Genomic DNA, 13243 nt, shown 5'->3' with positions numbered 1-13243 from the left:
ACAGCCTTTTCTTATGGAAGGAAGGTGGCTGAACTCAGAATAAAGGGGGAGTGCTTTGGACAAAATGAGTGAAACGAAAAAGGAATGAGGTTCGGTGCTATGGCTTCTTTTTTCAAACAAAAGAGACAAGTGAAGCAACAACGTGAAAAGAAAAAGGAAGATGAAAATCAATCCAAAAGCAAAACGCCTGATTATATTGAAAGTTCCATTTCTGCCAATCTGGAAATCGTGAAGAAAAAGACGGGAAACAGTCCGGACATCATTATCCGAACGTTGAAAATCGGTCAAAATCCGGAGATGAAAACAACTATCTTGTATGTGCAAGGCCTGGTTGATAATCCAAGCGTTACGGACTTTTTAATTGAGTCAATCATGAAAAATCCTCATCTAGCAGAAAAAATGCTTCCACATGAAGCATTGGATATAATCTCAGAAGACGTGGTTTCCCTCGGGGGTGTAGAAACCGTCAAGGATTGGGAAAAGTTGTTTTTGTCATTATTATCAGGGGATAGCATCATTTTTGTTGATGGAATAAACATCGCCCTGGTTGCCAGTACAAGAGGAGGAGAAAAGCGCTCGATTCAGGAGCCAAGCACGCATTTGACTGTCCGGGGATCAAGAGAAGGGTTTACGGAATCGAATGGAACGAACATCGCCATGTTACGCCGGATCATCAATACCCCGGATTTATGGATAGAGTCTATGAAAATTGGCACGGTGACAAAAACGGACGTTTCCATCATGTATATAAATGGAATTGTCAAAGAAGGGATTGTCGAGGAGGCCAAGAAGCGCTTAAATCGAATTAACATCGATAGCATTCTTGAATCAGGATATATTGAACAATTGATAGAAGACCAGGTCATGACCCCCTTCCCAACCCTTAACCATACAGAAAGACCGGATATGGTCGCAGGAAATCTTCTGGAAGGAAGAGTGGCGATATTCGTTAATGGATCGCCTTTCGTCTTGATAGCCCCGGCATTATTCGTACAGTTTTTCCAATCTGTCGAAGACTACTATAATCGCTTCGACATTGCTTCAGCCACACGTTTTTTACGGATCATCGTTTTCATTATTTCTATTGTCGGACCGGCTGTCTATGTTGCAGCCACGACTTTTCATCAGGAAATGATCCCAACGAAGTTGCTGGTCATCGTAGCGGCCCAAAGGGAAACGGTTCCTTTGCCTGCCGTCATTGAAGCGCTTCTCATGGAAATGACCTTCGAAATATTACGGGAAGCAAGTCTTCGGATGCCAAAGGCTGTTGGTTCGACCATGTCCATTGTCGGAGCATTGGTCATCGGGCAAGCGGCTGTCCAGGCTGGTATCGTATCGCCGGCAATGGTCATCATCGTCTCGATCACGGCGATTGCCAGTTTTGCAACCCCTTCTTATTCCATAGCGATTTCTGCCCGCATTGTGCGGTTCGGATTCATCATTTGTGCCGGCACTTTAGGCTTTTATGGGATGATTTTAGCCTTTTTCATCCTTATTGTTCATTTATGCAGCCTGCGTTCACTTGGAGTTCCTTATATGACACCGCTCGCCCCTCTGAATCCGGAAGGGCTGGGCGACACATTTTTCAGAAGACCTATGTGGGCTTTCAAGGAAAGGCCAAAATTATTATCCAACGAAAATAACCTGATAAGGGAAGGCGATAATCAAAGACCCCTGCCTCCTGAATCGCGTGGAATGAAAACTTCTGACGGGAAAAAAGGTGAAGGCAATGAATCGTAAAAAGCTAATTCTGTCTTTGATGGTGATCTGTACTACATTCACCTCAGGCTGTTGGGATAAAACAGAGTTAAACGAAATGGCCATCGTCTCGGCGGTTGGACTCGACAGAAATAAAGAAGGAAAGTTAGTGGGAACGTTCCAAATCATTAATCCAAGCAATGTAGCGGGAGCTCTTCAGGGCGGCGGCGGAACAAATCCACCGATATCCATTTATAGGGCGACCGGAGATAATGTGCTTGAACTGGATAGTATCGCTTCAACTAAAATCTCGCGGGATATGTATTTCGCCCATGCCAACTTGGTTGTCATCGGTGAGGAACTAGCAAAAGAAGAGGGCCTCAACAATATTTTCGATGCATTTGAGCGCTCACCGGAATTCCGGGCAACTACGAGGATCGTGATCGCCAGGGGTGTAAAAGCCAGGGATATTGTCGAAGCGTTAACCGCAATCGATAAGGTATCTGCTGAGAAAGTCATTAAGACGATTGAAACCACTGAAAAAACCCAGGGGAAAAATATTAGCATCAATCTCCAAGAAGTGATCAAGAATCTGCTTAGTACCGGGAAAGAACCGATAATAAGTGGTTTTACCGTGAGAGGAAACACAGGTAAAGAGGATAAAATGGAAAATACCATGTCCTCGGATATTGTAGCAAACCCTAATGCAGCAGGAATAGGTGTTTTAAAAGATGGGAAATTGATTGACTGGCTGGATGGTGATAAGGCAATAGGATCTATGTGGGTATTGGATAGGATCGAAAATACCAATTCAAACCTTGATTGGGAGGGTAAAAAAGACGCAATCACCTATCAGGTCATTCGTCAAAAAACCAGCATTTCGGTGAAAATGGAAAATGGAAAACCCAAGGTATTTATAAAGGCCCGTGCAGAAGGAGATATCCGCGAAGCGAATGTTCCTTTAAATCTAACCGATACGCATGTTCTGATAGATCTTGAAAAGAAGTTAGCGAAAGACCTGAAGAAGACGATGGAAGATGCGATCGTTCGGGCACAAAAAAATAAATCAGATATTTTTGGCTTTGGTGAAATCATGCACGAAAACCACCCTAAAGAATGGAAGAAAATCGAAAAGAACTGGGACGATGTTTCTTTTCCTAAACTGGAAGTAGATGTGCAGGCAGAAACTTTCATTCGCCGTACCGGATTACGTAATAAGCCATATCTTTCGAATTTAAAAAAGAATGATCAATAATGGAAAGGAAGTGGCATCCTCATGGAAAAGGCAAAAATCAGCGCTTACCAGCTGTTCGTCCTTATTTTCCTGTTTGAAATGGGCAGCGCACTTTTGGTTCCGCTTGCAGGTGAAGCCAAGCAGGCTGCCTGGCTAGTCATCCTTATTGCGATGATAGGCGGATTTTTATTATTTTTCATTTATTATGGCCTTTTTCAATACTACCCTGATCAGCTGTTAACAGAGTTTGTAAAACAAATATTGGGGAATTTTCTAGGCAGGATCGTAGCTTTTCTATACATCCTTTATTTCATCTATCTTTCTGCAAGGGTGCTAAGGGATTTCGGAGATACACTGCTTACTTTTGCCTATCCTCATATTCCGTTATTTGTTGCGAACGCTGCATTCATTTTAGTCGTGGTGTATACGGTCCGTAAAGGGATAGAAGTATTGGCGAGGACGGGGGAACTATTCTTTGTCCTGGAGAATTTACTTTTAATGACCTTCATGCTTCTGATTATTGCTTCAGGCATGATCCATTTAAACAACTTAAAACCCATTTTTGAAATCAGCGGGACAGAGATGTTGAAAATGGGTTTCACCAAAACGGTATTCTTTCCATTTGGCGAGCTCATAGTGTTTTTAATGATTTTTCCTTATTTGAAAGAACCTCAGCGATTGAAAAAAATTGGAATGGGGGGCTTGGCGACAAGCGGCATTTTTCTCGCGGTAATAATGGCCGTGAATATTGCTGTACTAGGTGTGGACCTTACAACACGTTCGCAATACCCTCTTCTTTCCCTCATTCAGTCCATAGAGGTCGCTGGCTTTCTTGAACGTCTCGATGTGTACTTCTTGTTTTTATTGATGATTGGCGGGTTCATCAAGATATGTGTATTTACTTATGTAGCGGTATCGGGTACGGCGAATGTTTTCAATGTTAAACAGCCTTCCAGACTTGCTTACCCTGTTGGCATGATCATTTTATTGATCTCGATCATTATAGCAAGCAGCTATACGGAACATATCTATGAAGGGCTAGGTGCCGTACCAAATTACATCCATCTGCCATTTCAGGTGATCATCCCATTGCTTCTCTTGATCATTGCCTTTTTTAAGAATCGAAAAAAAGGAAAACAAGCACCAAAATAAGTTCCTAAAAGGTGGAATTGATGAGAAATGAAAATCTTTGGTATTACAGTTTTGATCCTAGCCCCTTTATTGGTCATATCTTTAGGTATGGATATATTAATGGGATTTGATTTGGATAATTCAATCAAGCATGCCTTTAACCCATTTTTGGTGAAGGACCCCGCTGAATTTACCCTGTTTCTCATTCTTCTTGTATTCCTTTTGTTCAGCTTCTTTTATCGAAAAAAAAAGAAAGGCAACACGAAAGGACAACAATGATGCTGCAAATTCCCGGTGCTGAAATAGAGATGAACTCCGAATATGGGAGTTTGTCTTTTTGCTTTTTTACAACCCCATAAACCCATTTCATAGTATGATGATAAAATGAGCTTATTTTTCAGCGGAATGTAAAATCACTCAACAAAAAACCTCGGAAGGAGGACGGCAATTTGGATATCAAATTGAATCAAAAAATCATAAAAGACATGTGTGGGGCCGTCTCCTTCAAAAGAGGGGAAGCTTTTCATCGTGCCAATAAAGTGATATTTGAAAGTTACCTGCCTGTTGGATGTGAAGCAACGGTTAAAGGAAAGGAAGACTTCCATGTCACGATAGAAGTGGATGCTGTCGGGGGGTTCCGGACGAAATGCAGCTGTCCTACGCTAGCTTCCTTTCAAAGGGATTGCCAGCATATTGCAGCAGTCCTGCTGTCGGTTTACGACCATCAGCGAGATGGAACGATCCCTGTAAATGCAGACAGTTCTGATGCTTCAGCCAATAAGAAGTTGTCAGAAGGCTTGCTGACCCTTTTCAATAATCAGCCTGTACGCAAAAGCGGCCATCAGCGCCACTTTGAAAAAAGAATGATGCTTGAAGCAGAATTTACATGTAAACCAGTATGGATGGGAACGGATCAATATATGTTGGGACTGGAAATGAAAATCGGTTCTTTCAATGTGGCGAATGTCCGGGATTTCCTGAAGCGGGTTAAAGAAGGAAAGCCTGCCCAAGTGTCCCTTTCATTTATATATGACCCGGTGCTGCATTGTTTTCAGAATGAAAATGATAACGTGATTCAGGAGCTCATTACAGTGATATCGGATGAAAAAGTCTATGTTGACGCCCTGACGGATAAATCTGAATATATATTGGATAATCACTTATTACTTTTGCCTCCATCTTCTTTTCGAAGGCTTGTCCCAATCCTTGAAGTGGCGCCATTGGTGAAGCTTGCCTATGGTGGCCTTGCATTCAATGGCTTTCGTTTATCAAAAGGACCGCTTCCTTTACAGTTTGACTTTACCGAAAGCGACATCAAAGGTTATCAACTTAATATTAAAAGGCTGCATGAGATGATCGTCATGAATGCATACACATTGGTTTTATTTGAGGGGAAATTGGTTCGGCTCGAAAATGAGGATTTCCAACGCCTTTCAGAGTTAAAGCAAATGATGGAGGATTCGGGGATGAATCAAATTCCAATCCATCATGACCAGATGGAATTATTCATGGACAAAGTGGTACCAGGTTTGAAAAGACTCGGTGAAGTCCATATAGCAAGATCCATCACCGAATTGTTCTTGAAGACACCGCTGGTTGCGAAATTATACTTGGATCGCGTGAAAAACAGACTGCTTGCCGGACTGGAATTCCAATATGGAAATATCGTGATCAACCCTTTGGAAAAACAGGAATCCAAAGTTATAAGGGATGTAGAGAAGGAGGCGGAGATATTAAAGCTGATGGAGGATAGCCAGTTTGCCAAGACGGACGGCGGCTATTTCTTGCATAACGAAGAGTTGGAGTATGAGTTTTTGTACCACATCGTTCCGAAACTCCAGAAGCTTGTACAAATCTATGCCACGACTGCTGTAAGAAACCGAATTTCCCGTGGGAATGCTGCACCGCGCATTAGGGTGAAAATTAAAAAGGAACGTACTAATTGGCTCGAATTCAAATTTGAAATGGATGATATCCCAGATAAGCAAATACGTGAGGTCTTAGCAGCGCTTGAAGAAAAAAGGAAATACTATCGTTTAAGGAATGGATCGTTGCTTTCCCTTGAAACAAGGGAATACGAGGAAATCAATCGTTTTCTGAATGCACTGCCCGTACAGGATGTAGACTGGGAAAGCAGGCTGAACATGCCAATCGTAAAAGGGCTGCAGCTCCTGGATTCCGTTAATGACAGCCAGACATTCACAATGGAAGAATCCTTCCGGCAGTTTTTGGATAACATCAGGAATCCGGGAGCCTTGGAGTTCGTGGTTCCAAATAGTCTGGACCCGATCTTGCGCGAATATCAAAAAAACGGCTACAAATGGATGAAAATGCTTGCCCAATACGGTTTTGGCGGGATTCTTGCTGATGATATGGGGCTGGGTAAAACATTGCAAAGCATCACGTTCATTTTATCCGAGCTTCCTGACATCCGTAAGAAAAAGGTTCCGGCGCTTATTGTCTGCCCATCATCATTGACCTACAATTGGCTGAGTGAATTCACTAAATTCGCTCCTGATATCCAAGCAGTCGTCGTGGATGGCGACAAGACGGAAAGGACGAAGCTGTTTAAGGAAGTCGGGGACGTGGATGTAGTGATCACCTCTTATCCATTGCTCCGGAAAGACATCACGTCGTTTGGAAAAGAGGACTTCCATACGGTATTTTTCGATGAAGCACAGGCCTTTAAGAACCCAGTGACACAAACGGCACGAGCCGCCAAGAAGATAAAAGCGGCACATCGCTTCGCATTGACTGGTACGCCCATCGAGAACTCACTGGAAGAGCTCTGGTCCCTTTTCCACGTCGTATTCCCTGAACTATTCATGGGGCTAAAGGAGTACAGCAACCTCTCAAGGAAGCAGATTTCCCGCAGGATCCGTCCATTTTTGCTGCGGAGAATGAAAGAGGACGTACTGGCGGAACTGCCGGAAAAAATCGAGTCGCTGGAATCGATGGAACTGCTCCCTGATCAGAAGAAACTGTACGGCGCCTATCTGGCGAAGCTGCGGCATGATACGCTGAAACACCTGGACAAGGACACCCTCCGGAAAAATCGGATCAGGATCCTCGCGGGTTTGACCCGGCTTCGGCAAATATGCTGTCACCCCGCTTTGTTTGTGGACGGATATAAAGGCAGTTCAGCAAAATATGAGCAACTGATGCAAATTGTCGAGGAATCGAAGCATTCTGGAAGACGGGTGCTGATTTTCTCGCAATTTACAAAAATGCTTCAAATTATCGGCAGGGATTTGGCCATGAAAGGACAACCCTTTTTCTACCTGGATGGACAAACTACATCAAAGGACCGTGTGGAAATCTGCAATCGGTTTAATGCGGGAGAACGGGATATATTCCTCATTTCATTGAAAGCGGGCGGTACGGGTCTCAATCTGACGGGTGCCGATACAGTCATTCTATATGACCTTTGGTGGAATCCGGCAGTTGAAGAACAAGCTGCGGACCGTGCCCATCGAATGGGGCAGAAGAATGAGGTTCAAGTCATCAAACTTATTGCCCGCGGCACAATCGAAGAAAAAATGAATGAACTTCAAGAGAAAAAGAGACACCTTATTGAAGAAATCATCGACCCTGGCGATAAGTCTCATTCTGCCCTTACAGAAGAGGATATCAGGGAAATCCTGATGATATAAGGAGGGAAATACGGTTACGCAAAATAGTGGACAGGAACAAGCATTTCTTTGTAATGAGGAATGCTTTTTTTCTTTTTTTAAGGCTCTTTTCGTAAAGATTGTTGTTTTTAAAACGAAACGATTTAAGGTTGATTGGAGCGCAAGTGCGAGACTCCTGCGGGAGCAGCGGGACAGGTGAGACCCCACAGGCGTTTACGCCGAGGAGGCTCACCGCCCGCCCCGCGGAAAGCGAGCATCTGGAGGGGAAATCAACCGCGACTACTTGGTAAATAGCAACAAAGTAAGCGAAAACAGCCTTTTTTAAAAGAAAAGGATATTTCGGTAACAATAATAATATAATAAAAAACAACAATGTTTTATTGTAAAACGATAAATCGTATGTTAAATTAAATGGACAATAAATAAGTGGGGTGCTTTTAATGAAACTAGGAACAACACTCTTTTTAAAGATAGCCGTTATCTTTATTGGAATGCCGGTTCTTGCTTTGTGCATCTTTTTGGTGCCTGAGATAGCGAACTTTGCAGCAGAATTATATCCGGATATGACTTATTTGAAATATCTCGTTTTTATCGATTTGTATGCATCTGCGATACCTTTTTACTTTGCCCTATATCAAGCCTTTAAACTTTTAAGCTATATTGACAAGAACAATGCTTTCTCGGAATTATCTGTAAAAGCTTTAAAGACTATAAAAAATTGTGCAATCACGATCAGTGGCTTGTATGCGGTAGGCATGCCGCTCTTTTATCTCATAGCGGAAAAGGACGATGCCCCAGGTATCATAGTGATCGGAATGGTCGTTATTTTTGCTTCATTGGTGATTGCAGTCTTTGCTGCTGTTCTTCAAAGGCTTTTACAAGAGGCCATCGATATAAAATCAGAAAATGACTTAATAGTCTGAGGTGAATAATTTGGCGATTATAATCAATATTGATGTGATGCTGGCTAAAAGGAAAATGAGTGTTACAGAACTTTCCGAGAGGGTTGGAATAACGATGGCCAATCTCTCCATATTGAAAAACGGTAAGGCAAAAGCGATTCGATTAACAACTTTAGAGGCGATTTGTAAGGCTTTAGAATGTCAACCCGGAGATATTTTAGAATACCGAAATGATGAAGACACTCAAGATTAAAAAGTGGAAGAAAAAGAAAGATTTCATCAAAGGGGAGTTACTCATGAATTTAACCATTAAAAAAATGGAGGCACCAATCATGAGAGCACTGAAACAACTCGTTCGTTTTGGTTGGAAGCAGGCTTTATCATGCTTGTTTCCTGCCGTTATTTTTGCCTCTTTGGCTATTACAAAATTCATACCGCTTCCCTTCCTGCCGCGTTATGACTGGCTGCTCATCATCTGCCTTCTGATGCAGTGGTGGATGGTGCGTTCCGGGCTTGAAACAAAGGATGAACTAAAGGTTATCACATTGTTCCACCTTATTGGACTTGCTCTTGAACTTTTCAAGGTACATATGGGCTCCTGGACTTATCCAGAGGAAGGATATTTCAAAGTTTTTGGAGTGCCTCTGTATAGCGGATTCATGTACGCAAGTGTAGCGAGTTATCTTTGCCAGGCGTGGAGGAGGTTAAAGGTTGAACTGGTCAAGTGGCCACCGTTTTTGGCCGTTGTATCTCTTGCCGCTGCGATTTATTTGAATTTTTTCACCCACCATTATTGGATTGATGTCCGTTGGTGGTTATCTGGACTTGTCATCATCGTCTTTTGGCGGTCAGGGGTCACTTACGAGGTTGGCGGAACTCGTTATCGTATGCCAATCGCACTTTCATTCGTTCTCATCGGATTTTTTATATGGATAGCCGAAAATATCGCAACGTTCTTTGGCGCTTGGGAATATCCAAACCAAACCGATGCATGGAGTCTCGTTCATCTAGGAAAGGTAAGTTCATGGCTCTTATTAGTGATTGTTAGCTTTCTTATAGTAGCGACGCTAAAACAGGTTAAGGGGAAAGAGTCCACTAAGATGGATGCAAGTCAATATTTATAAAAAGAAATCCGGCATTCGCGTGAAAAATACTACTCAATTCAAGTTAGGCGAAAAGACGGCACATAAGGACATATATGTGTCGTCTTTGATTTTCAAAATCTTTTATAAAGAATTATGGTGTCATATGCCTTTTTACTTTCTGAATTTCTACGAAAATCACCATCACTCATTCCTATGAAACAAGTTTTAATCCAACTGCTGCGCCAAGGACCATGGCTATAAAAATGACCCTTCGCCAATCTTTGGATTCTCCGTATAAGAGCATCCCGATTATCGCTCCTCCTGATGCGCCAATCCCTGTCCAGATTGCATAAGCCGTCCCCATCGGCAAGGTTTGCATGGCAAAAGCAAGAAATAGGAAACTTGCTCCGAATCCGATGAACAACAGAAGCAGAGATTGCCAATTTCGGTCTTTGTGCAATTTATTTATCATCGCAACCCCAAACATTTCAAATAGCCCCGCTAAGATTAAAGAGACCCATGCCATTAAGATTCATCCCCTTTCTCAGCTTTATCATCAGTCACTAATTTCAAGCCGATCACTCCTGATAATAAGAGGAGGATCAATAGCGTTTTGCTCAGCTTGAAGGATTCCCCAAAGAAAATGATTTCGGAAAAAACGGTCCCGGCCGTCCCCATACCGACAAAAACGGCATATACCGTTCCGACAGGAAGCTTCCTGCCAGCCATTATCATCAAATAAAAACTGATGATGATCGAAATGACCGTTCCAGACCAAGTCCAAATGTCATCTGCATGTTTTAAGCCAATCACCCAAAATACTTCAAAAAAAGCTGCAATGAATACTTTAATCCAGTTTGTGCTCATGAATACCGCACCTCCAATTTTATTCTTTACCAAAAAAACAAAAAAAGCCCAAGAGATAACCGTTAAACAGTTTCTCCCAGGCTTTTATCCTTCCGTGGCACAGCATGCTGTGAGTTTTCTCTCGGACCAGACCAGCAATGGACGCACTGCGGAACCCTAGAAAACCTTTGACATATGCAATTACCCTTCATTATACATACTTTTTGAACTTACTCAAGGAAAAAGTTTAATGAACAAAATGGATGGTGAGCTCTTTGCTTCACTAAAAAATCATCAATTTATCATGACCTGTCAATGGAAAAAAGTACATAGTCAGGTTCTGTTTTCAAGTCGAAATAGCCCCGATAAGATTTCGGGGCTTTTTGAACTTGCTATTTAGGCACTCACGATCCGTTTCCGGGATGGACCTTCTTTTTTATGTGATACATAGCTATGCAGGATCATTCCTATGATGACGATAAAGATGCCGAACCACGATAACGGAGAAGGCATCGGTAAAGATAGGAATAGTAATTCCCCAGCCAGTGCAAAAAGGACCTCCATCGATTGTGTAGCTTCAACGGAAGCTAATTTCTGCATATTTCCGCTTACCAAATCGGTCGCCTTGAAAAAAAGGACCGTGGCGATGACTCCGGAAAATAGTGCTACCAAAAGGGATTGGAAACTTTGCATCTTCGTCGGCGCCCCTACTGTAAAGAAACCGTACAATGAAAGCAGGAACCAGAATGGCAGACTCGCCAAAGTCATTCCCAATACCCGCTGATAAGCATCCAAACGTCCTTCGGATACTTCCATCATTTTGCGATTTCCCAATGGGTATGCAAAAGAGGCGATGACGATTGGGATGACTCCCAGCCAAAGATTGGCCATTGAAATGTGCTTGGTGTGTTCCAGCTGCATCAGGATGATTCCAAGCAGGATGATCATGGACATGAGGAGGCCTTTCACAGAAACCTTTCCTCTTTGCCTTTCGAGTCCATCTTTCGTTTGGACATTCTCAAAAAACAGCGGCGCAAGTAATGCACCCGAAATGATAGTGATTTGCCAAGTGCCGGCAATTAGCCAGCCAGGTGAGTAGGCGGATGCAAAGCATAAAGGAGCATAAAATAACCCAAAACCGACAAAACTCCAAAGCAGCCAAGGACCCGGCTTTTCTCTCATCACCCGTAAAAGGGGACGTAGATTTTTTCTGCTCAACACGATACACAACAGAAAAGGCACCATAAAGATATAACGCAGCGAAGCACTCCATATCCAACTTCCGCCAGATAACTCCATGGCCTGATTTAAAACAAATGTAAATGCAAAAAAGAAAGCGGAACAAATACCTAATATAATCGGACGCAATTGACTCACCTCAATCTGTTTTAGGAGTCAGTAAGACTCTGGAAGCATGGCAATCGTTTCGGCTTTCTGAAAGATTCCCCATAAAAATCCACTATATAAAAATGGAATGAATTTTCGGAATATTATAAGCGATCAATTTAAATTGTCCTTCAAAAGCAATAGAAAATCAACAGGATTCTTTTAGGCTAGTGAAATTCATTCTCCATCATTCGACATCGAATGAAAAGAATGGCTGTTGGAATTAAGTGAAGACGTTACCATTCTAATGTTTCATTTAACAATATGTACCAATAAAACAAACAAGAAACGTTATTATGACGCGGATTATGAGGGGAGTGCTAATATTTTATATAAAAATCATATAGAGGCAGATAATATATGAAGATACGAGAATTGACGAATATGGTAGGTAGTGGTATCTTTATAGAAGTGCAAATAATGTCGAATGGTGACGAAATAAATAAATGCAACATTCGCAAGAAAGTTAGTGAGGTAAATTAAATGAAATCTACAGGTATTGTACGTAAAGTTGACGAATTAGGGCGGGTAGTCATTCCAATTGAACTGCGCCGAACATTAGGAATTAATGAGAAAGACGCTCTTGAGATTTATGTAGAACAAGACCGCATCATCCTTCAAAAATATAAACCTAACATGACTTGCCAAGTTACAGGTGAAGTTTCCGATGACAATATGAAACTTGCTGACGGTAAATTAATACTTAGCCCTGAAGGTGCCGAACTTCTAATTAAAGAAATTCAAGCCAGCATGGAAACAGCTAAATAATATACTAGATAAATAGCATCCAAGTGTAGGGAAGGTTCTCCCTACACTTTTTTATATTAAATGGTGAAATAATAAAAATGGTTCGATTCACGGACGAAACCAAACTTTTCATAAAGTTTCTGTGCGTTTACATTATCCTTGCCTGTCTCCAGTGAAACCCCTTTGGCACCTGTTTCACGTGCAAAAGTGATGGCCGCGTTCAATAACTCCTCGCCAAATCCCTTTTTGCGAGCGGACTCCTTCACGAATAAATCATTCAATACCCACGACCGCATCATACTCACAGATGAAAAAGAAGGATATAATTGTACAAAACCAATAGGATTTCCTTCATCATAGGCCATAAAAACCACAGACTCCCCATTTGTCAGCCTTTCCCTTAAAAACTCCCTTGCACGACAAAGATCGGATGATTGCTCATAAAACACTCTGTATAAATCAAAAAGTTCCGTCAGTGATTCCAGCTCATGTAATGTAGCCTTCTGTATGCTCATAAATGGACCCCCAATTGTTAGAATACTCTAAATTTACCATTTTATCATGCTTCCCGCCAAATTCAGG

At 42.1% G+C, this 13243-nt stretch carries 13 protein-coding genes and 1 riboswitch; of the genes, 9 read left to right on the top strand and 4 right to left on the bottom strand.

Annotated elements, in window-relative coordinates; translation table 11 throughout:
• Positions 1-99: 99 nt before the first annotated feature.
• The 8 genes from QNH43_RS20845 to QNH43_RS20810 all read left to right on the top strand — a co-directional run bounded on the left by QNH43_RS20845 (position 100) and on the right by QNH43_RS20810 (position 9721).
• Entirely contained in the window at positions 100-1740 is a 1641-nt protein-coding gene (locus QNH43_RS20845; protein WP_283915494.1) for a spore germination protein, read from the top strand.
• The gene (locus tag QNH43_RS20840; RefSeq protein WP_283915493.1) at positions 1730-2953 is read left to right on the top strand and encodes a Ger(x)C family spore germination protein; all 1224 of its coding nucleotides are present in this window, start codon (positions 1730-1732) and stop codon (positions 2951-2953) included. Before QNH43_RS20845 ends, QNH43_RS20840 begins: the two co-directional genes overlap by 11 nt.
• Before the next feature lie 21 nt (positions 2954-2974).
• Entirely contained in the window at positions 2975-4084 is a 1110-nt protein-coding gene (locus tag QNH43_RS20835) for a GerAB/ArcD/ProY family transporter (RefSeq protein ID WP_283915492.1), read from the top strand.
• Positions 4085-4111: 27 nt separating this feature from the next.
• Positions 4112-4342, top strand: coding sequence for a YczF family membrane protein (locus tag QNH43_RS20830; protein WP_283915491.1), 231 nt, complete (start codon positions 4112-4114; stop codon positions 4340-4342).
• Positions 4343-4512: 170 nt separating this feature from the next.
• Positions 4513-7716, top strand: a complete 3204-nt coding sequence (locus tag QNH43_RS20825) for a DEAD/DEAH box helicase (protein WP_283915490.1) — start codon at positions 4513-4515, stop codon at positions 7714-7716.
• Positions 7717-8135: 419 nt separating this feature from the next.
• Positions 8136-8618, top strand: a complete 483-nt coding sequence (locus tag QNH43_RS20820) for a DUF2975 domain-containing protein (RefSeq protein ID WP_283915489.1) — start codon at positions 8136-8138, stop codon at positions 8616-8618.
• A 10-nt stretch (positions 8619-8628) separates the two neighbouring features.
• Positions 8629-8850 (top strand): helix-turn-helix domain-containing protein, encoded by a 222-nt coding sequence (locus QNH43_RS20815; protein ID WP_063232556.1) that lies wholly within the window; start codon positions 8629-8631, stop codon positions 8848-8850.
• A 79-nt stretch (positions 8851-8929) separates the two neighbouring features.
• Complete coding sequence (locus QNH43_RS20810) at positions 8930-9721, top strand: DUF817 domain-containing protein (protein ID WP_283918411.1); 792 nt, start codon at positions 8930-8932, stop codon at positions 9719-9721.
• 172 nt (positions 9722-9893) lie between these two features.
• On the opposite strand, the gene QNH43_RS20805 is transcribed toward QNH43_RS20810, so the two are convergent.
• From QNH43_RS20805 to QNH43_RS20795, 3 genes are all read right to left on the bottom strand, one after another.
• A complete protein-coding gene (locus QNH43_RS20805) occupies positions 9894-10208 on the bottom strand; it encodes a DMT family transporter (RefSeq protein ID WP_076364432.1) in 315 nt (104 codons plus the stop codon).
• Positions 10208-10549, bottom strand: a complete 342-nt coding sequence (locus QNH43_RS20800; protein ID WP_283915488.1) for a DMT family transporter — start codon at positions 10547-10549, stop codon at positions 10208-10210. The genes QNH43_RS20805 and QNH43_RS20800 overlap by 1 nt, the downstream gene beginning before the upstream one ends.
• 71 nt (positions 10550-10620) lie before the next feature.
• Positions 10621-10720: riboswitch (guanidine-I (ykkC/yxkD leader) on the bottom strand.
• Between the two features lie 204 nt (positions 10721-10924).
• Positions 10925-11896: a DMT family transporter gene (locus QNH43_RS20795; RefSeq protein WP_076364440.1), complete on the bottom strand. Its 972-nt coding sequence runs from the start codon at positions 11894-11896 to the stop codon at positions 10925-10927.
• Positions 11897-12397: 501 nt separating this feature from the next.
• Between QNH43_RS20795 and QNH43_RS20790 the strand changes: the two genes are divergently transcribed.
• Complete coding sequence (locus QNH43_RS20790) at positions 12398-12682, top strand: transition state genes transcriptional regulator AbrB (RefSeq protein WP_076364442.1); 285 nt, start codon at positions 12398-12400, stop codon at positions 12680-12682.
• Positions 12683-12738: 56 nt separating this feature from the next.
• Here the strand turns inward: QNH43_RS20790 and QNH43_RS20785 are convergent, their stop codons facing one another.
• Positions 12739-13176 (bottom strand): GNAT family N-acetyltransferase, encoded by a 438-nt coding sequence (locus QNH43_RS20785; protein WP_283915487.1) that lies wholly within the window; start codon positions 13174-13176, stop codon positions 12739-12741.
• Positions 13177-13243: the final 67 nt, after the last annotated feature.

This window comes from Peribacillus simplex (assembly GCF_030123325.1).
In the GTDB taxonomy this organism is placed as follows: domain Bacteria; phylum Bacillota; class Bacilli; order Bacillales; family DSM-1321; genus Peribacillus; species Peribacillus simplex_D.
The sequence above is the reverse complement of the archived record's forward strand: the minus strand, read 5'-3'. Positions and strand labels throughout refer to the sequence as shown.

Coding starts and splice junctions, on each gene's coding strand:
- QNH43_RS20790 (WP_076364442.1), top strand. CDS start 12,398: ATGAAATCTACAGGTATTGTACGTAAAGTTGACGAATTAGGGCGGGTA.
- QNH43_RS20805 (WP_076364432.1), bottom strand. CDS start 10,208: ATGGCATGGGTCTCTTTAATCTTAGCGGGGCTATTTGAAATGTTTGGG.
- QNH43_RS20830 (WP_283915491.1), top strand. CDS start 4,112: ATGAAAATCTTTGGTATTACAGTTTTGATCCTAGCCCCTTTATTGGTC.
- QNH43_RS20800 (WP_283915488.1), bottom strand. CDS start 10,549: ATGAGCACAAACTGGATTAAAGTATTCATTGCAGCTTTTTTTGAAGTA.
- QNH43_RS20785 (WP_283915487.1), bottom strand. CDS start 13,176: ATGAGCATACAGAAGGCTACATTACATGAGCTGGAATCACTGACGGAA.
- QNH43_RS20810 (WP_283918411.1), top strand. CDS start 8,930: ATGAGAGCACTGAAACAACTCGTTCGTTTTGGTTGGAAGCAGGCTTTA.
- QNH43_RS20820 (WP_283915489.1), top strand. CDS start 8,136: ATGAAACTAGGAACAACACTCTTTTTAAAGATAGCCGTTATCTTTATT.
- QNH43_RS20845 (WP_283915494.1), top strand. CDS start 100: ATGGCTTCTTTTTTCAAACAAAAGAGACAAGTGAAGCAACAACGTGAA.
- QNH43_RS20835 (WP_283915492.1), top strand. CDS start 2,975: ATGGAAAAGGCAAAAATCAGCGCTTACCAGCTGTTCGTCCTTATTTTC.
- QNH43_RS20840 (WP_283915493.1), top strand. CDS start 1,730: ATGAATCGTAAAAAGCTAATTCTGTCTTTGATGGTGATCTGTACTACA.